Below are 24071 nucleotides of genomic sequence, written 5' to 3' on the forward strand. Positions count from 1 at the left end.
TCATCTGTTTTTTGTAAAATCTTTAATATTCTTGTAATCTTATAATATAAATAACACGAAACAGAAAAAACGAATATCCCTGATGATAGAAGACAGAAACTAAGAGATTTAAAAACGACGTTCAACCATAAGTTTTTTAATTTCAGCAATTGCTTTGGCTGGATTCAAGCCTTTTGGACAAGTTTGTGCACAATTCATAATTGTATGACACCGATAAAGTCGGAAAGGATCTTCTAAGTTATCAAGACGCTCACCACACATTTCGTCACGTGAATCGGCAATCCAACGGTAAGCTTGAAGCAAAATAGCTGGTCCCAGATAACGATCACCGTTCCACCAATAACTCGGACATGATGTCTGACAACACGCACATAAAATACACTCGTAAAGACCATCAATTTTTTGGCGGTCAGAATAACTCTGCAGCCATTCTTTTGCAGGCTCAGGAGAAACAGTTTGTAACCAAGGCTCAATCATACGATGCTGAGCATAAAAATGCTTCAAATCAGGAACCAAATCTTTAACAACTGGCATAGAAGGAAGAGGATATACCTTAATTGGATACTTAACATCATCCATACCTTTGGTACAAGCAAGCGTATTAGTTCCATCAATATTCATCGCACATGAACCACAAATGCCCTCGCGACATGATCTGCGTAACGTCAAAGTTGGATCAATATGATTCTTGATAAATAAAAGTCCATCAAGAACCATTGGACCACAAGCTGTACGATCCACATAATAAGTATCAAGATGAGGATTCTCTTCATCATCAGGAGACCAACGATAAACGTGAAATTCTGTAAGCTGCGTAGAACCTTCAGGTCTAGGCCACACCTTCCCAGCTTTAACTTGAGAATTTTTTGGAAGCCTAATTTGTACCATGATTCGTTCTCCCCTTAATAAACACGCTTTTTAGGTGCAATGCGTTTCAAGTTGATACCGCCTTCTTCTTCAGAGGTCAAAGGGTCAATATGAACTGGCCTATATGACAATGTTACCTTACCATTTTTTGATAAATGCGAAATGGTATGACAACGCCAATTTTTATCATCACGCTCTGGATAATCTTCACGCGCATGAGCACCACGACTTTCTAAACGTGCTTCCGCAGAGTAAACGGTCATAATCGCATTCACCATCAAATTCTCAAGCTCTAATGTTTCAACTAAATCAGAATTCCATATCAACGAACGATCTGTTACTCTAATATCAGAAAGCTCACTCCAGATTTTACTCATTCGCTGACAGCCTTGTTGTAAAGAATCTGCTGTCCGAAATACAGCAGCATCTTCCTGCATAGTACGCTGCATCTTTTCGCGCAATACAGCTGTTGGAGTCTCCCCATTCGCAAATCGCAAGCGATCGAAACGCGCCATAATCTCATCAACAGCAACCTCGTTAATGGCCGGAATTTCCGCATCACGATCTATCACTTCGCCTGCTCGAATTGCAGCTGCACGCCCAAACACAACAAGATCAATTAACGAATTTGAACCCAATCGATTGGCACCATGAACAGAAGCACACCCCGCCTCACCTACTGCCATTAAACCTGGTTGAACACGATCAGGAGAGTCAGCTGTCGGATTCAAAACTTCTCCATAATAGTTGGTTGGAATACCACCCATATTATAATGAACTGTAGGAAGAATTGGGATAGGTTCTTTTGTCACATCAACACCCGCAAAAATCCGTGCAGACTCAGAAATACCTGGTAACCGCTCATACAATATCTCAGGATCAATATGGTTAAGAACTAGATTGATATGATCCTTCCTAGGACCAACACCACGCCCTTCACGAATTTCAAGAGTTATACAACGCGAAACCAAATCCCGTGAAGCCAAATCTTTAAAAGAAGGAGCATACCGCTCCATAAAACGCTCTCCTTCTGAATTAACCAAATATCCTCCTTCACCACGCGCTCCTTCTGTTATCAAACATCCAGAACCATAAATACCTGTAGGATGAAATTGAACAAACTCCATATCCTGAAGCGGTAATCCAGCACGCGCAATCATTCCACCACCGTCACCGGTACATGTGTGAGCAGATGTTGCAGAAAAATAAGCACGCCCATATCCACCGGTTGCAAGAACAACCATCTTAGCAGCGAAACGGTGTATTGTACCATCGTCAAGATTCCATGCTACAACACCCGTACACACTCCCTCAGTCATGATCAAATCAAGTGCAAAATATTCAATAAAAAACTGCGCATTATTTTTCAAACTTTGTCCATAAAGCGTATGCAGAATGGCATGTCCAGTACGATCCGCCGCTGCGCAGGTGCGTTGAACTGGAGGACCTTCTCCAAATTCTGTTGTATGCCCTCCAAAAGGTCGTTGATAGATTTTACCTTCTTGTGTACGTGAAAAAGGAACCCCATAATGTTCCAATTCATACACAGCCGCAGGCGCATTACGCACTAAATATTCCATTGCATCAGTATCGCCCAACCAATCAGACCCCTTCACCGTATCATACAAGTGCCATTGCCAATTGTCAGGTCCCATATTTGAAAGTGACGCTGCAATTCCACCCTGTGCGGCAACCGTATGTGATCGAGTTGGAAAAACTTTTGTAATACATGCCGTTTTCAACCCTTGCTCGGCCATACCAAGCGTTGCACGCAAACCAGCACCTCCAGCGCCAACAATAACAACATCAAACCTGTGATCCACATAACGATAAGGAGCATTTACTACTTTAGCGCCCAGAGACGATCCTATACCCACCATATCGTTCATCCCCCAAATGCAATCTTCAAAAGAGCAAAAATGATTGTACCACCTAAAGCAAAACAGAATAAGATATTCAATACTAAAAATAATATCCGCATGCCTTCATGATGAATATAATCTTCAATAACAACCTGCATTCCAAGTTTCATATGATAAAGAACTGAAACTGTTAGCAGTCCCATTAAAACGATAACGGCAGAATGTGAAAGCCGTGCCCGCACGACACTATAGTCCTTTCCAACAAGAGAAAGAATGAGTACAATGAAAAATATCAAAAGCGGCAAATTAATAAAGCCCGTTAAACGCTGTAGCCAAAAGTGTTCTGTTCCTTCATGAGCAGATCCAAACCCGCGCACTTTCCCAAGTTCTGTTCGAAAATCTTTTTTCATAGCTCTCTCTGCCCCCACTTAGATAATTTTATATCCAATAATCCAAATCATAAGAGTTATAATCAGAGAAATAAAAACCGTCACCCAAGCAGTCACTGTTGCCTTTTCTTTTGCTAAAAGGCGAGGTTTTATATCCCAAACGATGTGACGAACACCGCCAACCATATGATGAACCCCAGCAAGTGTGTAAAGAAACAAAATACAAAGCCCAGGCAAAGAGCCATAAATCCTATTAACCATTCTAAATGCTTCAGCTCCACAAGCAACAGAAATTAACCAAATAGCAAAGAAAACCATTCCAAAATAAAGCGCTACACCGGTAATACGATGCGCAATTGACATGGCCATGGTAATCGACCAACTATAAACACTCACATGGGGAGAACGAGGGCGTTCTTTTGTCCTAGTTATCTCTGTCATAAAATAATCCTGACCTAATTCTCATCGCAATTGCACCATGAGCGAAAAGACTCGCACAAAAAAACCAAACATATTGCCATTTTTAATTGCTTGGCATCTCAAGAATCAATACCGCAGGTCGGTTATCTCAAATAACGGATCAAGAGCCGTGCATAAAAAAACCGATCGTTTCTACGAACACAAGCTGTGAAACTCGCTTTATTTAGTACAATTTTATCTTCACGTCAAAGTCTTAACATCATTTATCAAACATAAACGCACATTTTTCTAAACTCATCCAGCCTTACTCTCAAACATCAGAGGATATCACATAATATATTCAATTTTACTTACTTTGAAAAAACAAATTTAGCTTTCTTAACATTGCTAAAATTTTCACATTTCTAATATCCAAACTGCTCTCAATTATAATAAATATTTAATGACACAAAAAAGCGGCACAAAAGCCGCTTTTTTAAACTCCAATTAGTATTGATTCTTATTCAACAGTCTTCCCTTCTGTCTCCACTATGACATCTGACGTATCCACCCCTCCAAAATTTTTTGCATCTTTCTTTCGGTGATCCCTTTTTTCAGTAATACGTGCAGCCTTACCTCTCAAATTACGAAGGTAGTAGAGCTTTGCACGACGAACCTTACCTCTGCGTACAAGCTCAACCCCTTCAATCAAAGGAGAATAAACTGGAAATACACGCTCAACACCTTCACCATAAGAGATCTTACGCACCGTAAAGGTTTCATTCAAACCACCACCTGAACGTGCAATACAAACCCCTTCATAAGCCTGAACACGCGTCCTAGTACCCTCAATCACACGCACCATAACACGAACTGTATCCCCAGCTTGAAATACCGGTAATTTGCGTTTTGCTTCAATTTTTGCACACTCTTCAGATTCAAGCTGCGCGATAATATTCATTTTCTTCATCCTTCATGTTCTTTATCGAACAGTCAGCGCGCTCAACTCTTGCCAAAAAAGCTTTTTCATATACAGAAAAGAAGTTCTTTGGGCTATGCCTTACACAGGAGCGAATACACCATCCCTTAAATTTTGGATCCACAGAAAACCTTTATATTAGGAATAATTCTCTAAGAAATGCGTTATACATTACATCATCTTGCAAAATGAATCAAGTTTTTCGACGATTTTTCTCGTAAAGAGCATATAAATCAGGACGGCGTTTACGGGTTAACAATTCAGACTGCTGTTGACGCCAATCAGCGATAGCTTTGTGGTGACCTGATGTTAACACTGACGGAATACTACGCCCTTCAAAAATAACAGGACGTGTATACTGAGGATACTCTAATAAATTGTTCTCAAAGCTTTCATTCTCTCCAGAAGCCTCATTACCCATAACCCCAGGCAAAAGACGCACAACAGCATCCAGAATAACAAACGCAGCCGTTTCTCCCCCTGAAAGGATATAATCACCAATGGATATCTCTTCCAATTCTCGTGCTTCTATTACCCGCTCATCAACTCCTTCAAAGCGTCCACAAACCAACGTTATTCCCGAACCAAATGCCAAAGAGCGAGCATAAGCCTGGGTAAAAGGCCGACCACGTGGGCTCATCAACAACCTAGGAGAATCATGTGGAAAACTATCAAGAGCAGCAGCCAACACATCTGCCCGCATCACCATACCAGCACCTCCACCAGCTGGCGTATCGTCAACACTGCGATTTCTATCCGAAGCAAAATGCCTAATGTGCACTGTATCTAGAGACCATATCTCTCTCTTTAAAGCTTGCCCAGCCAAAGAATATCCCAAAAGTCCAGGAAAAATTTCAGGATAAAGTGTCAACACTCGTACTTGAAATTTCATTTTTGCATTCCTTCACTTTTGTTTTTTTGATCTCATATTCATTACCCCTTCATCATTTTTCTCATCGCTTAAACCAGCTGCTGAAGGATCAACAACAAGAAAGCCAGAATTAATACAGATCTTTGGTACCGCTGCCTTGCTGAACGGAATAAATACAGTTTTTTGTGTATTTAAACGAACTTCAAGCAAATCACCAGCTCCGAAATTAAAAAAACCGCTAATCTCACCAAGGACTTGACCTACACAATCTTGCACACAAAGACCAATTAAATCTATTTGATAAAACTCATCCTCACCCAGATCATCAGCCAATTGATCACGCATTACATAAAGGTGAATCCCCTTTAATCTCTCAGCAATACTACGCTCTTCAACGCCTTTAAAACGAACAATCGCATTACCTTTTTGCACACGAAATGCTGCAATTTCATAAAAGCGTCCAATGTCATCATAAAGAATGCCGTAGGCCTTTAAACGTTGAGGTTCAGCACTAAATACCTTAACGGAAACTTCCCCTTTTACCCCATGAGCTAGGCCTATAGTAGCAATATGTACTTTATTTTTAAGCTTTTTTCTATTATGTTCTTTGTTGTGTCCCATATAAAATATTATCGCAAAAATGCTATTTTTTTTAAAATGAACCCTTAACTTTATAACTTCAATCTTGTTGCCATCTAAAATCTTCCCACAGAACCTTCTTTGGTAACAATAACAAATTAACAAAAGGAGAAATCTTATGGCGAACATTATGCTCTTTTACAAAGATATAACCCCAATCAACAAAGTTACCCATAAGAACCTAAAGTTTTCTCCTCCAAACGATATGTCTTTTGCCAAAGACACCCATTGGATTCCTTTAGCAAGTAGTGAATACGGCCAAGCAGCATTAGACTATCCAATCTTATTTATGTGCGCAGAAGACGAACAAAAGAAGAAACACTACACGTCCGTTGCTCTTGTAGGGCTTTCCAACGACGAAAATGATTATATCACCTCAAATAAAAGTTGGGAACGAAATACTTATGTTCCTGCTTTTGTACGCCGTTACCCCTTTGTTCTTGCCCAAATTCAAAGTGAAAAAGAACTTTCTGTTTGTTTTGATCCACAATCAGGAATGTTTAATGAGGTCGCAGGAACAGAACTCTTCAATTCAGATGGATCTATTTCACCATTTATGGAAGGATGTATCCATTTTCTTGAGAGCTTTAAAAACGCTATGGAAAAAACTACAGAGTTTATTAATGCTCTCGTAGAAATGGATCTTTTGAGCCAAAAATCAATTAATGTAAAAAATGAAAAAGGTCTTTCGGCACAACTAGAGCATTTTTGGATTATTGATGAAGAAAAATTAAATAAGCTATCCGCACATCAGCTCTCCAAGTTACATAAAAATGGTTTTCTGGGGTGGATTTTTGCACATATTATGTCCATGAATAACCTTTTAAAAATACTTGCTCTAAAAGGAGAAAAGCAGATCACAAATACAAGTCATGAAGAACAAACTCATTATGAAGGACAACCTCAAGAAAAAGATGGTTATTCTGACGAAAATACGTCTCAAGGAAAAGAAACACTTAATTAGGAATGCCTACAAAGAGCATAAATAGAAACGATAAAAACATTTCTCTTATCCCAGCAAGCCATGCTGTTTTAGCTGCAAGAGAAAACTGGCTGGACAGTCTTTCACAAACACGCCGCATGGCGGTATCAACGGTGGAAGCTTATGAGCGGGATACGAGACAGTTTTTATCGTTCCTTTGTCAACATCTCGGGCATCAATCTACCTTTTATGACCTTGCAAATTTGCGCGTAGCTGATTTACGTGCTTATCTGGCTTACCGTCGTACGCGCAGTATAAGTTCCCGTTCCTTAAGTAGAAGTGTGGCTGGTCTGCGCTCTTTTTTCAATTATTTATCCCACGAAGGGATCATCAGTGTCCCCGCAGCTAAACTGATTAGAGCTCCCAAACATCTAAAATCTCTGCCAAAGCCTTTGGCTATAAAATCAGCGCTTCGTATGGTAAAACAAGAAAATCAACAGGAAAATGAATCGTGGATTACTATTCGCAATGTTGCTATTTTGGTGCTCCTTTACGGATGTGGGATGCGCATATCTGAAGCCTTAGCGCTCACACCAGAACAATTTTCAGATCCAAATAAAAAAAGCTTATTCGTTATTGGAAAAGGTAAAAAGACACGCCTTATACCTCTCATTAGAATCGTTCATAAAGCTGTACAGAGTTATCTACAATGCTGTCCATATCCGTTAAAGGACAACAAACCAATGTTTCGAGGCGCCCGAGGTGGCATCCTGCAACCAGCAATTATTCAACGCGTTGTTCGAAACCTACGAGCTAATCTTGGGTTACCAGAAACTACCACCCCCCATACATTGCGACACTCCTTTGCCACCCATCTTTTGTCGCGTGGAGGGGATTTGCGTACTATTCAAGAGCTCCTTGGCCATACCTGTTTATCTACTACACAGATATATACCCAAGTTGACACGGATCGCTTATTAGAAATTTACCAAAAAGCACATCCACGTTCCTAAAAAATTTTAAAAAGACTCAATTTCAAGCGCTAAAGCATGAACACATGTCGCTAATTCTTCCTGTAAAACTTTATAAATCGCCCTATGAGCTTCCACTCGAGTCATACCTGAAAAAAAAGAAGATAAAACCTTTATTCGAAAATGTGTTTCTCCTTTACCATCAAAAGCATGTTCATCATGAGGATGCCCAGCATGAAGATGACTTTCATTAATCACCTCAAGCTTTTTCGGACAAAAAGCATCTTGGAGTTTTATTTGAATCATTGTTTGGACAGCAACAGACATTTCTTGCCACTTCATAAAATGAGCAGTACAATACCATTAAATTTAAGTATGAAAATAAATTTTTCAAAAGTCAATTCTTGTCAAACCGTTCGATTTTGCATAAACCAAGAACTATGGTAATAACATCTAAATTATTTGACTCAATTCGGATTAGCTCCAATAAAGGAAAACAGGCTGAATCGCAAGTACAGAAATGTCAATGGGAAGGCTGTGATAAAGCGGGAACACATAAAGCACCAGCTGGCCGAAATTACGAAGGAAAATATCTGTATTTTTGTATTGACCATGTGCGAGCCTATAACAAAAACTTCAATTACTTCTCGGGTCTGAGCGACAAAGACATAGCAAATTTCCAAAAGGACGCTCTCACTGGACATCGACCAACATGGCCTACGGATTTCAGTAACTGTGCATCGAAAAAAACAGCAACGCATTATGCTAAAATTCGCTCCGGAACAGCTGCTTATCAAAACCGTATGCGTGATCCATTTACTTTATTTACTCAACGCAACTCAACAAAAGCTTTTTCACGAAGATTAAAACCCTTAGAAGCAAAAGCTTTTGATACTTTGGGATTACAAGCAAATGCTTCAGCTGAAGATATTAAAATGAAATATAAGGAACTTGTAAAAAAACACCATCCTGATTCTAATGGTGGTAATCGCTCTTCAGAAGAACGTTTTCGTGACGTTCTACATGCTTATAATTTACTAAAAAAATCTGGTCTGTGCTAAAAAGTTGCATACCGTTTATGCCAATGTCTTTTCACAAAAATTACTCATGTTTTTTAGATATTGCAAGATTGTGTGACTTAAACTGCTATCTTTATACTAAATACTAAAGACTCTTTCATAGAACATTGCATAAGTGCTTTAACTCTTGTATCGTTTTCCAGTAAATGAAACATAAACCGCGTATTTCTTTCCATAAAAAACAATGACAAAAATCGACTTCACAATTAAAAATACGCCGGATATTACACTCTGCGCTCGCGATCTATTTAATATTGATACAAATTTTAAAATACCTGCTTTTAGTACAAAAAGCCCACATGTTCCTGATTTAGATCCTAATTATCTTTTCGATCAGCAAACAACTTTAGCGATTTTAGCAGGATTTGCATTTAATCGCCGTGTGATGGTCTCCGGTTATCACGGAACGGGTAAATCAACACATATCGAACAAATTGCTGCGCGCCTCAATTGGCCTTGTGTTCGAATTAATCTTGACAGTCACGTTAGTCGCATCGATTTAGTTGGAAAAGATGCTATCGTTTTGAAAGATGGACTACAAGTTACTGAGTTTAAAGAAGGTATTTTACCGTGGGCGTATCAAAATAATATTGCTCTTGTCTTTGATGAATATGACGCTGGACGACCTGATGTTATGTTCGTTATCCAACGCATCCTCGAAATTTCTGGGCGACTCAGTTTGCTCGATCAAAGCCGAGTTATCGCTCCTCATCCAGCATTTCGTCTTTTTGCCACTGCAAATACCATTGGTCTTGGTGATACAACAGGACTTTATCATGGTACACAACAAATCAATCAAGCTCAAATGGATCGTTGGTCAATCGTGACAATATTAAACTACTTACCCCATGATAAAGAAGTTGATATTGTTTGCTCAAAATCACAATCTTTTAAGACAACTGAAGAAAAAAAAATGATTTCACAAATGGTGCAAGTCGCCAATATGATACGCCAAGCTTTCATTAATGGAGATCTTTCAACGGTCATGAGTCCACGCACAGTAATTACTTGGGCAGAAAATACCACGATTTTTCAAAATATCGGCTTTGCTTTTCAAGTAACCTTTCTCAATAAATGTGATGAACTTGAGCGTGCCACTGTTGCAGAGTTTTATCAACGTGCCTTTGGACAAGAGCTTTCCGAATCACTCATTCATGGTATTTCACCTTAAGGAATTCATCAATCATGGCCACAAAAGATGGCAAAAATAACCAAAAAAGAAAAAATGATTTCCTTCTCAGCACCTTTAATGCTGAAGCTTTTAAAAGAGCCATTTCTACCTGTGTTCGTGCCATTTCTAGAACCCATAAGATTGAAGTTTTTTTTGGTCATAATAAACCATTACTGCACAAAACACATGCGTATTTACCAGAGCTTCTAAACCCCATAACGAGTAAAAACATTGCTGTTATCCGTGGATTAGGAGATTCTATGGCACTCCACAAAGCATGGCATGATAACCAAACTCACAAGCTATTTGCTCCCATAGAATCAGCAGCACGTACCGTCTTTGATACTCTTGAACAAACACGTGTTGAAGTAATTGGTACTTTGGCCATGGAAGGAATTGCTCAAAATATTGATGCAATGCTCGCTGATAAATATCAAAGAGCTCATTGTCAAAAAATTAATACACAAAGAGAAGCTCCTATCCAAGAAGCAATTGCGCTTTTACTACGCGAAAAAATAACGAATCGCCCCCCGCCAAAAGAAGCAGAATTTATCTTGGAATTATGGCGCCATCCAATTGAACAGAAAATTACCACAGAACTAAACGAACTCGTCCTTCATATTCACAATCAACATGCTTTCGCACGTATCTCTCGTCAAATACTTTTTGCACTAAAAATGACAACAAAGTTGGAAGAAGACAATGAAAATAACAAAAAATTATTAAACAAAAACAAGGTACAAAATCAAAATAAAGAAAAAAACAAAAATAAAGAACAAACACAAAATGAAGAACAAGAAACAAAAGAACAACAAAATGGTATGAAAGAGCAAAAAGAGGGAAAGGCGCAAACTTCTCAATTAAGCAACGATAACAAGATAAAAGGAGAAAATGAAAATTCTCTTTGTCAAAAAAAACGAAGCAAATTCAAACGCCTTCCGATTGTTTACGAGAAAGTAGAAAAATTAACTAATTATAAAATTTTCACCCGTCAATTTGACGAAGTTTTAGAAGCAACAGACTTTTGTTCTGAAAGTGAATTAAATCATTTACGCCATTCCCTTGATAAACAAATTAATCATATCCAAAACATTGTTGGGCGTTTAGCAAACCGTCTACAACGTCGCCTCATGGCACAACAAAATCGTGCGTGGACTTTTGATCTTGAGGAGGGATATCTAGACACAGCACGACTTTCACGACTCATTATTGATCCAACGCAACCCCTTTCTTTCAAAATGGAAAGTAATACTCAATTTCGTGATACCGTTGTTTCATTGCTCATTGATAATTCAGGATCAATGAGAGGACGACCAATTACTATTGCAGCAAGCTGTGCAGATATTTTGGCGCAAACTCTTGAACGTTGTGGAATTAAAGTTGAAATTTTAGGATTTACAACCAAAGCTTGGAAAGGTGGAAAAGCACGCGAAAAGTGGATAAACCAAAACAAACCCAATAATCCTGGACGCCTCAATGATTTGTGCCATATCATCTATAAGAGTGCTGATACCACATGGTATCGTGCGCGACGCAATCTAGGTTTAATGATGCAAGAAGGATTGTTGAAAGAAAATATCGATGGTGAAGCACTTATCTGGGCTCATCAACGTCTTTTATTAAGACGTGAACAACGTCGCATTCTCATGGTCATTTCCGATGGTGCACCTATTGACGATTCAACACTATCTGTTAATCCTAGCAATTATCTTGAAAAACATTTATGCGCCGTCATTCAAGAAATCCAAACAAAGTCACCTATAGAGCTCGTTGCCATTGGAATTGGCCATGACGTTACCCGCTATTACCAACACGCTGTCACAATTATGGATGCAGAAGAATTGGCTAACGCTATTACAGAACAACTAACTATACTTTTTAGCTATACAAAATCCAAATCCAAACGCAGAATTTAGGAACACAAACCCTGAGCGTGAGTACTGAAACACTAAAAATCTGCAAAATTCAAGCTTCAAAACATCCCAATCAGCAAACATACCTCACAAATATACTATCTTCTTGTCTTCTTCGCCTGTATACGAAAGCCTAAGCTACCAAGAATCGTCCCATAAGGAATTAGCATAAGCAAACTCATAACAATCTTTACTGAAAAGTCACCACAAGCAAGTGAAAACCAAATAGGAATTTTAAGATCAAAGAAACTCACACTATCCACGAGCGAACTGTCAGTATAACCCATTATCTGATCGATAAAAGAAAAAGAAATAGAAAAAGCAAGAGCAAAGAATAAAACTGTATCCAAAGCTGAACCAACCAACGCTGCCGCCAAAGGTGCCTTCCACCACGCCCTACGTCGCAATGGAGTAAAAACGATAATATCGAGAAGTTGTCCAAACAAAAAGGCCAAACTGGAAGCAACTGCAAGACGCGGTGTAGCCAGTATCCAAGAAACAAAAAAACCTGCGCAAAATCCAGCATAAACAACACAACGCGCCGCCGCTGGACCATAAAAGCGATTAGTCAAATCATTTATCAAAAAAGCTATTGGATAGGTAAAAGCTCCGTAAGTCAGTAGCTCATTTAAACCAAACCAATAGACGGGACACTGAACCAAGATATTTGAAATGGTCACAGCAAAACACATAGCAAAGCTAGAAAAAACAATATACTTTTTCTTCTGATATACAAACGAAAGGCTGTACACTGAGAACATATCTCCAACCTAGATAACAGAACCAATCAAATAAAACAACCAAGCTAAAGACAACACTCTCTAAGAATAGAAACAAACAACAAAAACTACCATCACAAAAAAATAATATCTATTCAGCTTTTTTTCTGATTATTTGACGCTTCAACAAACGCGCACGTCGTGACAATTCTTGATCATTTGCTTTCATCAAAAAGCCATCGAGACCACCACGATGCTCAACAGAGCGCAAAGCATTTGCAGAAATCCGCAAACGATAACTCTGCTGCAACACTTCTGAAATTAACGTCACATTGCAAAGATTTGGTAAAAAACGACGACGAGTCTTATTATTTGCATGGCTAACATTGTTGCCAAACTGAATCGTTTTCCCTGTCAATTCGCATGCCCGAGACATAAACTTCACCTTTAAACTCTAAAATATAATCCCAATCCCAAAATAGAATGCACACCGTACTCACACAACGCATCTTTTAACGGGCACCACCGAGAAATTCTGCTTCTAATAAGATGTCAGCAGCAAAAGGTCAAGTCTTTTATGAAGCTTTTTATATTCCTTATCGATTAATTAATCTTATCTTTTTCTGTAAAAAGCGTATAGAATGTTTTTTTTAGAGCTCACTATGCTAAACATTCATTATGTCTTGAAAGAGTTTTAACCGTGTGTAACGTGTATAAGATGAAATACCCTAAGGTGCAGACTGTCCTATGACACATACCCAAAATAAACATATTCGTTTCTCAACATTGCTTTTTGGTGCCTTGTGTATTTGTTTTTTTGTTATCTTTAGTGCATTAGGCATATGGCAAATACAGCGACTTAACTGGAAAAAAAGTCTTATTTCAAGTGTCAACCAGCGTATTCATTTGCCTCCAATTAAAGCCCCACCTCAAAGCCAGTGGCCACAATTAACATTCGAAAAAGATGAGTATCGACCTGTCGTTATCGCAGGAAAGTTCCTGACCGATAAAAATATTTTTATTACTGCTGTTACTCAAAACACTACGGGTTATTGGGTGTTGACCCCTCTGCAAACAGATGACAACGCACTAGTCTTTGTAAATCGTGGTTTTATTCCCATGGATGCACAACGTAGTTTCCAACACCAAGATCAGCCACACACAGACAACTCATCCTACAAAAATTCTATCACAAACACCGAGCAAACAATAGTTATAGGCCTATTACGTATGAGCGAAAAAAATGGATTTTTCCCACGCAAAAATGATCCTGATAACAACCTATGGTACACACGCGACCTTCCCGCTATGGCTAAAAAACTCAGACTATCCACGGTCGCTCCTTACTTTATTGACGCTGGAAAGGAAACAGCTCCGCAAAAAGCCTTTCCTATCACTGGTCTAACTGTCATTCATTGGCCAAACAATCACCTTACCTATGCTATTACGTGGTTTACCTTAGCAATCGGCGCTCTAAGCGCACTTTTCTTCGTATTGCGACAAAAAAGCTAAACAACAGAGACGATACCACCATAAAGACGTTGCCTCACATATTAAAAAATAACCCTAATGGCGAAAATGTCTCACGCCTGTAAAAATCATGGCCAAATCATGTGCATCAGCAGCAGCAATAACCTCTTCATCACGCACCGATCCACCTGGTTGAATAATTGCTGTTGCACCAGCTTCAACAGCCACTAATAAACCATCTGTAAAGGGAAAAAAAGCATCCGATGCAACTACCGATCCTTTAGTAAGAGATTCTAAACCTGCTTTTTGCGCACTATCTTCAGCCTTACGTACAGCAATCTTAGCTGAATCGATACGACTCATTTGCCCTGCACCAATCCCAACTGTCGCACAATTTTTTGCATACACAATCGCATTTGATTTTACATGTTTCACTACACGAAAAGCAAATTGCAAATCACGCATTTCATCTTGACTTGGAGAACGCTTTGTTACTACTCGTAAATCAAGATCATCAACAACCACATTATCACGCGACTGCACTAAAATCCCCCCTGTTATCGTCTTTGCAACAAGCCCTTCATAACGTGGATTAGGGACACTACCTGTAACCAGTAACCTGAGATTTTTTTTCTGTGCAATAATCTTTTGTGCAGCCATTGTAGCATCAGGAGCAATAATTACCTCCGTAAAGATTTTTACGATCTCCTTAGCGCATTCTTCATCAAGTGGCTGATTCAAAGCAACGATTCCACCAAATGCTGACACGCTATCACACATAAGAGCTTTTAAATAAGCTTCTTTCAAACTTCGCCCTTCTGCAACACCACAAGGATTAGCATGTTTAACAAGAGCAACGGCAGCAGTTCTCTTGGGATTAAATTCTGCTACAAGTTCAAATGCAGCATCTGTATCATTCATGTTATTGTAAGAAAGTGCCTTACCTTGCAAAAGTTTCGCTGTTGCAACACCAAAATGTTTATCACTATTGCGATAAAATGCCGCCTGTTGATGCGGATTTTCCCCATAGCGCATATCCATATCAATATGACCTGAAAAGCTTCTCCAAGCTGGTGTTTTAATTTTTAAGTCCTTTACGAACCAATCTGCTATCGCTGCATCATAAGCAGCCGTATGCGCATAAGCACGCATTGCCAACTGACGCCGCATCGCAAAGCTTAAACATCCATCGTTCTGCTTTAATTCAGCTAGAACCAAATCATAATCGTGAACCGCTGTTACAACACCAACATAAGCATGATTTTTCGCCGCTGCACGAATCATTGCTGGACCACCAATATCAATATTTTCAAGAATGGTTTGTTTATCAGCCCCAGATTGAGAAATTTCTTCAAAAGGATAAAGATTCACAACCAACAGATCAATTCCATCAATACCATATTTCTCCATAGAAGCGGCATGTTTAGGATCCTGTCTTACCCCCAATAAAGCACCATGAATCAGAGGATGGAGCGTTTTAACACGTCCATCCATTATTTCTGGAAAACATGTAACTTCAGCAACATCTTTCACAGGTAGACCAGCAGCTATTAATACCTTGGATGTTCCTCCTGTCGAAATTAACTCAATACCGCAAGCATGAAGTTCCTGTGCAAAATGAACTAAATTGGTTTTATCAGATACAGAAATAAGAGCACGATGAACACGATGAAAATCGGGTATAGGAAAATTCTTTACAGCAACACCCATAATAGGAATCCCAAAATAAAATAGTTAAAACTCAAGCAAAACAAATTTATGCATCTATAACACATACCCTTATTGAAATGCCAGAAGTGATAGAATTCATTTCTCTGCACTAACAAAGAATAACCCTATTTTTGTGCATATCATTTAAAATGAGGATATTATTGCGGTTTACGACGAATAAAACGCCAACGAACCTTTTCTTTTAATGCAGGACGAAAATATAAAACAATCTGTTGTGTGCGCTGCGGCCCTGTTAACCCAGTAAAATCAACCGAATCTTCAAGATAAATATCAGTATCAAGGGACATAAAATACCATACTTGTCCACTTTCAACAGCTAGGCGTATAGAGTTACCATCATAGCTGGCTTTAACCTGTGGATGAAGATGAAACCGAACAGCAACATTGTGTTGTTCATTTCGCCCTAATTTTTGTTCACTTAACTGCCTTTTATTTGACATAAAAAAGCGGTCAAACCCCTCTATCATTGCCCCACTTTTCGCTAAAACAAGACCACGCTCATAAATGAGATTAAACGGCCGCACATAACCATCATGACTAGCAATAAAGCCTATTTTCTCTGAATCGTCTATACGCCGCACTTTAACATCCGTAGGCCCCTCAAATAAAAAGGAAGAACCATCACTCTTTTTATTACAAAAAATCCCTACCGAACAATTATTAACTGTTGCCGTTGAATGTGCTGCAGTAACACGTCCAAAATTTCTATATTCTTTAGGATTATAAGAATTAACACCCGTATTAATAACAAAGCGGCTTCCCTGTGAAGACATTTCAAAAGACAAACAACCCGAACAAGCATGCTCTGCAGCAAAGAATGGTGGAAATTTCCCTGTGTCTGCAAGCACTGTAGTATGATTAGACTGTAAGCGTTGAAACCCTGAATAACGCGCATAACTGAAAGGACTCCCCATTGTTTCGTCACGTTCTAAAAGTGCCGCTAAGCGTTCAGGTTCAATAGATCCAACTCCATTAAAATGTGCTAATGTTTTATCTTCATGCAAAAAAAACCGTAAAGCTGGCAACATACGCTCAACAGAATCAATTAAAATTCGCGGTGCTGTTTCCTTGCTATGCACAAAAAAATGACGCAAAGATAATAAATCTAATAATAAATTAAACAAAATAGCAGGACTACGTGAAATATGGCCACCATCAATCAAAATTTGACGCGAAAGTTCTTCCACAAGGTAAGCTTGTACCTTCTTCTTCACTGCCGCAGAAACAGGCAAAGCAAGAGACGCAAAAGTTAAAGCCACTGCCGCTTGTAATCGTTTATCATTTCGAGCCATACTACAAATCGTTACTCGCAAATAACGAAATTGAAAACCAAGAGCACGCAAAAAACGTTTTTTAAACCGTTCACTTGCCCCATCCAATAACATTTGCGAATGACAAATCCAAGAAATCAAACGCCGTGCTACAACTGCCCCATTCCAAGAAGACCCTTTTACCGTATTTCCGCTATGATCCAGCCAATCCTCTAAAAGAGAACGCGCGTGCGCTGCCGCTAAACCACTGCCTGCTGCTGTCATATGTCGCAACCAGTGAAAATTATGAAGAGATATCTCCCATTCTGGAGTTGGTGGAGTTAACAAAAAAGGAGAAACAGCACCAGAATGCATGGTATGACCAGCAAAAGCAAAACGACCATGATAAAATTCGTGTGCCATTCCAGGATCAGATAAGTGTATATCAATAGGATACGCTAAAATCTTATGAGGACAAAATCCAGAAAATCGCCAACGAAACAACGGCCCTACCCATAAACGCCGCACAAATTGATTTGCTGCATCTATAAAAACCGATGCCTTTATATGATGGCCTTTTATTGCAACCGACACAATTTTATCTCCGTATATACCTAATCGTGCACAACTTCAGCCATTTTAGTAAATGAACCGTTAATTAAGTTACTTTCCGGAAACGTGCTGCAAAAAAACCATCCATTCCTAAGAACTTTTTTTCCTCATCATTAAAATTTTGATAACAAAAATCAGCAGGTGTTGTGCGCAAAATGCCCCTAACAGAGATTAAATGCGCCATAAATCCCATCTCCTCCTTACGAATAGGATCCAAAACAATATCATTACGAGTTGACAAAATTTTTTCAATAAGATATTCACCCTCTTCTCTTGCTAATGAACAATTAGAAAAAATAATCAGACCATCTTTTTTCACCAAGTTAATTGCTACCAAAAGCAAATCGTATTGCAATGCGGCCAATCTAATGACATCGTCCATCGATTTCGTCCATAAAATATCTGGATGACGACGTATTGTTCCCGTAGAAGAACAAGGAGCATCAAGAAGGATAGCATCAAAAATCCTATCTGGATGCAAATCTTTTGCGTCTCCCTTCCAATAACGAACTGAAAAATTAAGACGGTTCATATTTTCCTTTAAACGTTTTAACCGATTAGAAGAAATATCAATCGCAGTTACATTAGCCCCCTGCAAAGCCAATTGTGCTGTTTTTCCCCCAGGACATGCACAAAGATCAGCAACATACTTACCCCGCAGATCCCCAAACAAGCGAGCAGGCAATGCTGAAGCAAAATCTTGAATCCACCAAGCTCCTTCTGTATATCCTGGCAAATCCAAAATAGAACCATCAAAATTACTCAACCGAATTGAACCATTGGGCAAAACAACACCACCAAGCCGTTCTGCCCATCCAATATTATCAGATTTCACAGTCAAATCTAAGGGAGGCTCAATACCTTGGGTTTCTAAAATCTGTTTGGCTTTTTCAATTCCATATGTTGATACTAAAAGTTGTCCAAACCATGTAGGAACCCCTTCAATGGTAAAACCCTGCTGACGTAATAATTCTGCCTCACGCGCAACATTCCGTAAAAGAGCGTTCACTACACCTGAAAAACGGCACATCCGAGGATCAAGTTTAGCGACACGTACTGCTAAATCAATCGCAGCATAATCAGGAACATCAAGATAAAGAATTTGTGCCACGCTGATATGCAAAAGATGCTGAAGAGAAAATGCCTGTACAGGCAATGGACGTGTCAAAAAGCGCGACAAAGCAGATGTAATTTTCTCACGATGACGCAATGCAGCTCCTAAAATAGCCCGACACAGCAAACGATCTCTGTGTAAAAGCTTTAAATACTGTGGGTGTCCATGTTCATTATCTGTCAGACCAGAAAGAGGTGTAAATTTATCGATCACAGCCCCTAAAAGACGAACACATACCTTCCTAACATCTAATCCTGGAACACTCTCTTCGGACACACGCCCCACTGTCTCGCGTTTCAAAATAACACCCTGATATCTTTATCTTCTTAAGAGCTCTATGATTGAGATTTTTTTGAATTTCCATAATCAAGCCAAGCGGGGCGTTTCTTAATCTCCTGAAAAGCATCCTCTGTATGCAACTCATTCTCTTGACTCCAATCCAGACTCTTTACCACTTCCTCCCCCATTTCGTTTGCTTGCCTATGAAGAGCTGCAATGCGATTTGCTGTTGCGGGATGAGTAGAAAAAAGACTATCAGACCCTTCACCACTTAAAGGATTGATAATAAACATATGCGCTGTTGCTGGATTATGTTCCGCTTCTTCATTGTATATCGCACGCCCACCCGCAATCTTGCCTAATGCCGAAGCCAACCACAAAGGATTACCACATATCTCTGCCCCACGCCGATCAGCCGCATATTCACGTGTCCGGCTAATGGCCATTTGCACCAACATAGCTGCGAAAGGCGCAACAAACAGAGCAATGATGCTCCCGAGCATCCCAACACCATGAGAATGTTCTGAAGAATTGCGCTGCCGACCCGTAAACAAAACAAAATTACCAAGCATTGAAATCGCCCCCGCAATTATTGCAGTCAAAGTCATCGTCAACGTATCACGATGTTCAATGTGTGCTAACTCATGAGCTATAACACCAGAAATTTCTTCCACGCTTAACTGCCTCAATAACCCAGTACTAGCAGCAACTGCTGAGTTTTGAGGATTACGCCCTGTAGCAAAAGCATTTGGCTGCGCACTATCAATAACGTAAACTTTTGGTTGAGGAAGAGACGCTTTTTTAGCCAATTCACGCACAATTCTATAGTAAACTGGGAACGATTGCTGATCAACCTCACGAGCACCATACATACGTAAAACGATTTTATCCGAATTCCAATAGGAAAAAAAGTTTAGCACACATGCCATTAAAAGCGCTACAACCATACCACTCCCACCCCCAACAAGGTAACCAACTGCCATAAAAAGAGCAGTCATAAAGGCCAAAAGCATCGCTGTACGCATTATGTTCATTACTTAAAAAACTCCATGATAAAATACCATCAATACTATATGGTGGGGTTTTATTTCTTCTTCGTCAATGTAACAAAGGTGTAAAATGGACAAAAAAAATGAGAAAATAAACAAACAAAACCCTATTTCTGATAAAAAACGACTCCTTTCTCCAGAAGCACAACGTGCCATAAACGAAGCTGAAGAAAGAAGAAAACATACAATAAACGAAAATAAACCCGTTGAAAAAGGCGGACGAGGCGGCAAAGACCCAGCACGCTATGGAGATTGGGAAATTAAAGGCCGCGCCATTGATTTTTAAGAGCTGCATTCAATTTTCATAAATAAAAATCATAGCTCCCTCTTTGACTAAAGATAAGACATTATCTTCAGTCAAAAATAAATAATAACCGTATTTTGTGTAAAATTTTTAAAGGAAAAACCCATATATCTAAATATATCTGAAAGCAATCATGATTCTTCCGATACTGAAGCAGCAGCCATCCGTTCTTGCGCCTTTTTTCCAGGTTCACCTTTGTGTGGATTATTGCGCACAGGACGCTTTTTCAAACCAGCAGCATCCAAAAAACGTAAAACACGATCTGTTGGCTGAGCACCTTGACCAAGCCAATACTGAATGCGTTCTTCATCAAGTTTCACACGAGGCCTATCTTTAGGCAACATTGGATCCCATGCACCAACACGCTCAAGAAATCGCCCATCACGCGGACTATGCGCATCCGCAATAACGATATGATAGTAAGGACGCTTTTTTGAACCTCCACGGGACAAACGAATTTTTAATGCCATATTTTATCTCCTATTGTCAGCTCTGGCTTTCGTTCAAATTTACTTTTTCTGTTTCTTGCTTTTCAGCAATAACTTCATGACGATGTACAACTTCTTTAATAATAAATTTCAAAAATCTTTCGGCAAAATCTGGGTCAAGATGACTATCTACAGCTAATTGCCGCAAACGCATTACCTGATACTGCTCACGCAAAGGATCTACTATAGGCAAACCACAACGAGCCTTTAAACGCCCAACTGCCTGTGTACAGCGAAAACGCTCCGCTAAAAGATGAACCAAAGCTGCATCAAAATTATCGATCGACATTCGCAACTGCACTAATTCATCTAATGTTTCTTCCTGTATCATACTTCCTTTTTCCTTTATATCCTACTTTTTCTTAGAATGCCGAGTAAGTTTTCCCCTATCTTCAGAAAAATTAGGAAATACGAAACCAGATTTAGGAAGACCAGGTAATCCTCCTTCTAACTCACTATTTTTAGCCTGCTTTTGTAGCGACAATAATTGATCTGGATTAAATTTAGATAAATCTGGCACAATACCAGTATCTCCATCAAAAGCACCCATACCACCAAGCCTTATTTTAGAGCCAAGACCTCCAAACATTTTTCCCATCAAACCACTTTTCCCCCTACCTCCCATGGCTTTCATAACATCAGACATTTGGCGATACATTTTCAAAAGCTTATTAATATCAGCAGCACTCGTACCAGATCCCTTAGCAATTCTCTGTTTACGGCTATGTTTCAAAATCTCAGGATTCATTCTCTCCAGAAGGGTCATTGATGAAATAATAGCCAACTGACGATTAAATAAACGATCATCAAAGCCTGCAGCCATAATCTGATTTTTAGCTTTACTTAAACCAGGAAGCATCCCCATAATGCCCCCGATTCCCCCAAGTTTTTTCATTTTCTGTAATTGCTCTGCAAGATCATTTAAGTCAAATTTTCCAGCCTGCATTTTTTTTGCAAAAGCCACAGCCTTCTCATGATCTATTGCTTCAGCAGCCTTTTCAACCAAAGAAACAATATCACCCATTCCAAGAATACGATCTGCAATACGACTAGGATGAAATTCCTCCAAATCATCTATTTTTTCTCCGATTCCAACGGCTTTAATAGGCTTACCCGTAACAGCACGCATTGAAAGAGCAGCGCCACCACGGCCATCACTATCCATCCGCGTTAAAATAATTCCTGTAATTCCAACACGCTCATCAAAAGAACGCGCTACATGAACAGCATCTTGACCAGTAAGACTATCGGCAACCAACACAGTCTCATAAGGAAGAGAAGAAGCTTTAATTTCAGCTAATTCGAGCATCAAAGCTTCATCAATATGATTACGACCCGCAGTATCCAGAAGGAGAATATCGTAACCGCCAAGTTTTGCCGCTTGTACTGCACGTACTGCAATATCAACGGGAGCCTGCCCCACAACAACAGGCAAACTTGCAAGTTTTGCTTGTTCTCCTAATTGACGCAACTGTTCCTGTGCCGCAGGACGACGTGTATCTAACGATGCCATCAAAACTTTTTTATTTTGTTTATCTGACAAACGCTTTGCAAATTTTGCCGTCGTAGTTGTCTTTCCAGAACCCTGCAAACCAACCATCATAACAACAACTGGTGCAGGAGCATTTAAATCACTTAGAACATCTTCACTTCCAAGTATATTAACCAGTTCGTCATGAACGATTTTAACAACCATTTGGCCAGGTTTAATCGACTTAATGATTGCTGAACCAACAGCTTTTTCACGAACCCTATCTATAAAAGAACGAGCAACTTCAAGTGCAACATCAGCTTCTAACAGAGCACGACGAATCTCACGAAGAGCCGCTACTACATCCTGCTCTGATAAAGCACCACGTCCTGTTAAATTAGAAAGAATAGAACCAAGACGCTCTTGCAAAGACTCAAACATTGCTTACCTCATTGCAATATACATAGACAAACTCAAATGGCATCCAAGAACGCATCGCGTCGTCAGATGTTGACCTCTGGGATCCCTCCAACACCAACAAAAGAGTCCCAGTCAGCGGCTCCAAATTAACCTTTGTTACTGAATGTTTTCTCTTCAAACAACAAAACCCCTGTCTTGTCAAGATTTATCACACAATGCTTTTGGCATGAAAAATAAAGAGCAATCATAATTTTCTATATATTTTGTATTTTATGATTACTCAAATTTCAACGCGCACGAAATTTCCTGTTTCCTGTTCCAAACACCATAATTCACCACTTGAAATATCAAACCAAGCCCCATACAATGCCAAAGAACCTTGATCTTTGCGTGTTTTTATCCACGGAAATGTCTCTAAAATTTTCAGCGAATTGCGAATAGAAAGCCACTCTAACGCAAGCTGCCTCTCTTCCACAGACAACGATCGATCACCAATAACAACTTCTAATGCTGGCATTAAAAGACCTATCCATTGATCAATAAAATCATGAGATGATGAACATTTGCATGTCTCTTTAAGAGCAGCACTAATCCCACCACAGTGAGCGTGCCCCAAAACAACAATATGTTTGACCTCAAGCAACTGCACTGCATACTCAATAGCTGCAGATGTCGCATGATATTGAGTGTCAGGAGAAAAAGGAGGAACTAAATTTGCGACGTTGCGCAACATAAAAATTTCACCTGGTTTAGCATCAAAGATCGTCTCTGGTATTGCACGTGAATCGCAACAAGCAATAATCAAAAATTCAGGTTTTTGCCCTTCAACGGCTAACTGCTGATAACGTTCCATTTTGTGTAAAAAATTATTTTTTATAAAAGATTTGTAACCACCTAAGAGCTTTTCTGGCAAACATGTCATTTTGTATCTACTTTCATTTTACCTAACTTTAAAAACAATTACCTAAAATACGAAAACACTAAAAATATTCTCCCCTCAGTTCGAGACATTTTATAAAAATACCAAATTATTATCTCAAAGATGAACGATATAATCTAATTATCACCAACTAAAATAGCTGCTTCCTACAAAAATAAGGTG

The 24071-nt window shown here is 39.3% G+C and carries 25 protein-coding genes; 7 read left to right on the forward strand and 18 right to left on the reverse strand.

Going from position 1 to position 24071, the window contains the following annotated elements; all coding sequences use genetic code 11:
- Nucleotides 1–108 precede the first annotated feature (108 nt).
- From V4P54_RS05190 to rimM, 7 genes are all read right to left on the reverse strand, one after another.
- Nucleotides 109–888 (reverse strand): succinate dehydrogenase iron-sulfur subunit, encoded by a 780-nt coding sequence (locus V4P54_RS05190; protein WP_455476964.1) that lies wholly within the window; start codon nucleotides 886–888, stop codon nucleotides 109–111.
- A gap of 14 nt (nucleotides 889–902) precedes the next feature.
- A complete protein-coding gene (gene sdhA / locus V4P54_RS05195) occupies nucleotides 903–2747 on the reverse strand; it encodes a succinate dehydrogenase flavoprotein subunit (RefSeq protein WP_455476965.1) in 1845 nt (614 codons plus the stop codon).
- Between the two features lie 5 nt (nucleotides 2748–2752).
- The gene (gene sdhD, locus V4P54_RS05200; protein ID WP_455476966.1) at nucleotides 2753–3139 is read right to left on the reverse strand and encodes a succinate dehydrogenase, hydrophobic membrane anchor protein; all 387 of its coding nucleotides are present in this window, start codon (nucleotides 3137–3139) and stop codon (nucleotides 2753–2755) included.
- A gap of 18 nt (nucleotides 3140–3157) precedes the next feature.
- Nucleotides 3158–3559: a succinate dehydrogenase, cytochrome b556 subunit gene (gene sdhC / locus V4P54_RS05205; protein ID WP_455476967.1), complete on the reverse strand. Its 402-nt coding sequence runs from the start codon at nucleotides 3557–3559 to the stop codon at nucleotides 3158–3160.
- Between the two features lie 478 nt (nucleotides 3560–4037).
- Nucleotides 4038–4478 carry a 50S ribosomal protein L19 gene (rplS, locus tag V4P54_RS05210; RefSeq protein WP_455476968.1) on the reverse strand — a complete coding sequence of 147 codons (441 nt, stop codon included), beginning with the start codon at nucleotides 4476–4478 and terminating at the stop codon, nucleotides 4038–4040.
- 211 nt (nucleotides 4479–4689) lie between these two features.
- Nucleotides 4690–5388, reverse strand: a complete 699-nt coding sequence (gene trmD, locus V4P54_RS05215; RefSeq protein WP_455476969.1) for a tRNA (guanosine(37)-N1)-methyltransferase TrmD — start codon at nucleotides 5386–5388, stop codon at nucleotides 4690–4692.
- Between the two features lie 12 nt (nucleotides 5389–5400).
- Nucleotides 5401–5988, reverse strand: a complete 588-nt coding sequence (gene rimM / locus V4P54_RS05220; RefSeq protein ID WP_455476970.1) for a ribosome maturation factor RimM — start codon at nucleotides 5986–5988, stop codon at nucleotides 5401–5403.
- 136 nt (nucleotides 5989–6124) lie between these two features.
- On the opposite strand from rimM, the gene V4P54_RS05225 reads away from it, so the two are divergent.
- Nucleotides 6125–6970 carry a SapC family protein gene (locus tag V4P54_RS05225; RefSeq protein WP_455476971.1) on the forward strand — a complete coding sequence of 282 codons (846 nt, stop codon included), beginning with the start codon at nucleotides 6125–6127 and terminating at the stop codon, nucleotides 6968–6970.
- Between the two features lie 2 nt (nucleotides 6971–6972).
- Nucleotides 6973–7941 carry a tyrosine recombinase XerC gene (locus tag V4P54_RS05230; RefSeq protein WP_455476972.1) on the forward strand — a complete coding sequence of 323 codons (969 nt, stop codon included), beginning with the start codon at nucleotides 6973–6975 and terminating at the stop codon, nucleotides 7939–7941.
- Nucleotides 7942–7947: 6 nt separating this feature from the next.
- Here V4P54_RS05230 and V4P54_RS05235 read toward each other — a convergent pair whose 3' ends face one another.
- Nucleotides 7948–8226, reverse strand: coding sequence for a BolA family protein (locus V4P54_RS05235; protein WP_455476973.1), 279 nt, complete (start codon nucleotides 8224–8226; stop codon nucleotides 7948–7950).
- 113 nt (nucleotides 8227–8339) lie between these two features.
- Here V4P54_RS05235 and V4P54_RS05240 point away from each other — a divergent pair, with 113 nt between their 5' ends.
- The 3 genes from V4P54_RS05240 (at nucleotide 8340) to cobT (ending at nucleotide 12065) form a co-directional block, all read left to right on the forward strand.
- A complete protein-coding gene (locus V4P54_RS05240; RefSeq protein WP_455476974.1) occupies nucleotides 8340–8960 on the forward strand; it encodes a J domain-containing protein in 621 nt (206 codons plus the stop codon).
- Nucleotides 8961–9162: 202 nt separating this feature from the next.
- Nucleotides 9163–10149: a cobaltochelatase subunit CobS gene (gene cobS / locus V4P54_RS05245; protein ID WP_455476975.1), complete on the forward strand. Its 987-nt coding sequence runs from the start codon at nucleotides 9163–9165 to the stop codon at nucleotides 10147–10149.
- 14 nt (nucleotides 10150–10163) lie between these two features.
- Entirely contained in the window at nucleotides 10164–12065 is a 1902-nt protein-coding gene (cobT, locus tag V4P54_RS05250) for a cobaltochelatase subunit CobT (RefSeq protein WP_455476976.1), read from the forward strand.
- Between the two features lie 95 nt (nucleotides 12066–12160).
- On the opposite strand, the gene V4P54_RS05255 is transcribed toward cobT, so the two are convergent.
- Together V4P54_RS05255 and rpmB are read right to left on the reverse strand one after the other, a co-directional pair.
- The gene (locus tag V4P54_RS05255; protein ID WP_455476977.1) at nucleotides 12161–12823 is read right to left on the reverse strand and encodes a VUT family protein; all 663 of its coding nucleotides are present in this window, start codon (nucleotides 12821–12823) and stop codon (nucleotides 12161–12163) included.
- A 109-nt stretch (nucleotides 12824–12932) separates the two neighbouring features.
- Nucleotides 12933–13217, reverse strand: a complete 285-nt coding sequence (gene rpmB / locus V4P54_RS05260; RefSeq protein WP_455476978.1) for a 50S ribosomal protein L28 — start codon at nucleotides 13215–13217, stop codon at nucleotides 12933–12935.
- 311 nt (nucleotides 13218–13528) lie between these two features.
- Between rpmB and V4P54_RS05265 the strand changes: the two genes are divergently transcribed.
- Nucleotides 13529–14293 (forward strand): SURF1 family protein, encoded by a 765-nt coding sequence (locus tag V4P54_RS05265; RefSeq protein WP_455476979.1) that lies wholly within the window; start codon nucleotides 13529–13531, stop codon nucleotides 14291–14293.
- Nucleotides 14294–14347: 54 nt separating this feature from the next.
- Here the strand turns inward: V4P54_RS05265 and purH are convergent, their stop codons facing one another.
- From purH to htpX, 4 genes are all read right to left on the reverse strand, one after another.
- Nucleotides 14348–15961, reverse strand: a complete 1614-nt coding sequence (gene purH / locus V4P54_RS05270) for a bifunctional phosphoribosylaminoimidazolecarboxamide formyltransferase/IMP cyclohydrolase (RefSeq protein WP_455476980.1) — start codon at nucleotides 15959–15961, stop codon at nucleotides 14348–14350.
- A 158-nt stretch (nucleotides 15962–16119) separates the two neighbouring features.
- Nucleotides 16120–17826: a heparinase II/III family protein gene (locus V4P54_RS05275; protein WP_455476981.1), complete on the reverse strand. Its 1707-nt coding sequence runs from the start codon at nucleotides 17824–17826 to the stop codon at nucleotides 16120–16122.
- A 64-nt stretch (nucleotides 17827–17890) separates the two neighbouring features.
- Nucleotides 17891–19258, reverse strand: coding sequence for an RsmB/NOP family class I SAM-dependent RNA methyltransferase (locus V4P54_RS05280; RefSeq protein ID WP_455476982.1), 1368 nt, complete (start codon nucleotides 19256–19258; stop codon nucleotides 17891–17893).
- A gap of 35 nt (nucleotides 19259–19293) precedes the next feature.
- Complete coding sequence (gene htpX, locus V4P54_RS05285; RefSeq protein WP_455476983.1) at nucleotides 19294–20271, reverse strand: zinc metalloprotease HtpX; 978 nt, start codon at nucleotides 20269–20271, stop codon at nucleotides 19294–19296.
- An 85-nt stretch (nucleotides 20272–20356) separates the two neighbouring features.
- Here htpX and V4P54_RS05290 point away from each other — a divergent pair, with 85 nt between their 5' ends.
- Complete coding sequence (locus V4P54_RS05290) at nucleotides 20357–20572, forward strand: DUF1674 domain-containing protein (RefSeq protein ID WP_455476984.1); 216 nt, start codon at nucleotides 20357–20359, stop codon at nucleotides 20570–20572.
- A 149-nt stretch (nucleotides 20573–20721) separates the two neighbouring features.
- Here the strand turns inward: V4P54_RS05290 and rpsP are convergent, their stop codons facing one another.
- The 4 genes from rpsP to V4P54_RS05310 all read right to left on the reverse strand — a co-directional run bounded on the left by rpsP (nucleotide 20722) and on the right by V4P54_RS05310 (nucleotide 23891).
- Entirely contained in the window at nucleotides 20722–21060 is a 339-nt protein-coding gene (gene rpsP, locus V4P54_RS05295; RefSeq protein ID WP_455476985.1) for a 30S ribosomal protein S16, read from the reverse strand.
- Nucleotides 21061–21076: 16 nt separating this feature from the next.
- Nucleotides 21077–21409: a chorismate mutase gene (locus tag V4P54_RS05300; protein ID WP_455476986.1), complete on the reverse strand. Its 333-nt coding sequence runs from the start codon at nucleotides 21407–21409 to the stop codon at nucleotides 21077–21079.
- A gap of 21 nt (nucleotides 21410–21430) precedes the next feature.
- The gene (gene ffh, locus V4P54_RS05305) at nucleotides 21431–22990 is read right to left on the reverse strand and encodes a signal recognition particle protein (protein WP_455476987.1); all 1560 of its coding nucleotides are present in this window, start codon (nucleotides 22988–22990) and stop codon (nucleotides 21431–21433) included.
- A gap of 259 nt (nucleotides 22991–23249) precedes the next feature.
- Entirely contained in the window at nucleotides 23250–23891 is a 642-nt protein-coding gene (locus V4P54_RS05310) for a carbonic anhydrase (protein ID WP_455476988.1), read from the reverse strand.
- Between the last annotated feature and the right edge of the window lie 180 nt (nucleotides 23892–24071).

Source organism: Bartonella sp. B41 (genome assembly GCF_053795765.1).

Excerpts from the sequence above, each read along its gene's own strand:
- V4P54_RS05190 (WP_455476964.1), bottom strand. The coding sequence starts at position 888 with ATGGTACAAATTAGGCTTCCAAAAAATTCTCAAGTTAAAGCTGGGAAG.
- sdhA (WP_455476965.1), bottom strand. The coding sequence starts at position 2,747 with ATGGTGGGTATAGGATCGTCTCTGGGCGCTAAAGTAGTAAATGCTCCT.
- sdhD (WP_455476966.1), bottom strand. The coding sequence starts at position 3,139 with ATGAAAAAAGATTTTCGAACAGAACTTGGGAAAGTGCGCGGGTTTGGA.
- sdhC (WP_455476967.1), bottom strand. The coding sequence starts at position 3,559 with ATGACAGAGATAACTAGGACAAAAGAACGCCCTCGTTCTCCCCATGTG.
- rplS (WP_455476968.1), bottom strand. The coding sequence starts at position 4,478 with ATGAATATTATCGCGCAGCTTGAATCTGAAGAGTGTGCAAAAATTGAA.
- trmD (WP_455476969.1), bottom strand. The coding sequence starts at position 5,388 with ATGAAATTTCAAGTACGAGTGTTGACACTTTATCCTGAAATTTTTCCT.
- rimM (WP_455476970.1), bottom strand. The coding sequence starts at position 5,988 with ATGGGACACAACAAAGAACATAATAGAAAAAAGCTTAAAAATAAAGTA.
- V4P54_RS05225 (WP_455476971.1), top strand. The coding sequence starts at position 6,125 with ATGGCGAACATTATGCTCTTTTACAAAGATATAACCCCAATCAACAAA.
- V4P54_RS05230 (WP_455476972.1), top strand. The coding sequence starts at position 6,973 with ATGCCTACAAAGAGCATAAATAGAAACGATAAAAACATTTCTCTTATC.
- V4P54_RS05235 (WP_455476973.1), bottom strand. The coding sequence starts at position 8,226 with ATGTCTGTTGCTGTCCAAACAATGATTCAAATAAAACTCCAAGATGCT.
- V4P54_RS05240 (WP_455476974.1), top strand. The coding sequence starts at position 8,340 with ATGGTAATAACATCTAAATTATTTGACTCAATTCGGATTAGCTCCAAT.
- cobS (WP_455476975.1), top strand. The coding sequence starts at position 9,163 with ATGACAAAAATCGACTTCACAATTAAAAATACGCCGGATATTACACTC.
- cobT (WP_455476976.1), top strand. The coding sequence starts at position 10,164 with ATGGCCACAAAAGATGGCAAAAATAACCAAAAAAGAAAAAATGATTTC.
- V4P54_RS05255 (WP_455476977.1), bottom strand. The coding sequence starts at position 12,823 with ATGTTCTCAGTGTACAGCCTTTCGTTTGTATATCAGAAGAAAAAGTAT.
- rpmB (WP_455476978.1), bottom strand. The coding sequence starts at position 13,217 with ATGTCTCGGGCATGCGAATTGACAGGGAAAACGATTCAGTTTGGCAAC.
- V4P54_RS05265 (WP_455476979.1), top strand. The coding sequence starts at position 13,529 with ATGACACATACCCAAAATAAACATATTCGTTTCTCAACATTGCTTTTT.
- purH (WP_455476980.1), bottom strand. The coding sequence starts at position 15,961 with ATGGGTGTTGCTGTAAAGAATTTTCCTATACCCGATTTTCATCGTGTT.
- htpX (WP_455476983.1), bottom strand. The coding sequence starts at position 20,271 with ATGAACATAATGCGTACAGCGATGCTTTTGGCCTTTATGACTGCTCTT.
- V4P54_RS05290 (WP_455476984.1), top strand. The coding sequence starts at position 20,357 with ATGGACAAAAAAAATGAGAAAATAAACAAACAAAACCCTATTTCTGAT.
- rpsP (WP_455476985.1), bottom strand. The coding sequence starts at position 21,060 with ATGGCATTAAAAATTCGTTTGTCCCGTGGAGGTTCAAAAAAGCGTCCT.
- V4P54_RS05300 (WP_455476986.1), bottom strand. The coding sequence starts at position 21,409 with ATGATACAGGAAGAAACATTAGATGAATTAGTGCAGTTGCGAATGTCG.
- ffh (WP_455476987.1), bottom strand. The coding sequence starts at position 22,990 with ATGTTTGAGTCTTTGCAAGAGCGTCTTGGTTCTATTCTTTCTAATTTA.
- V4P54_RS05310 (WP_455476988.1), bottom strand. The coding sequence starts at position 23,891 with ATGACATGTTTGCCAGAAAAGCTCTTAGGTGGTTACAAATCTTTTATA.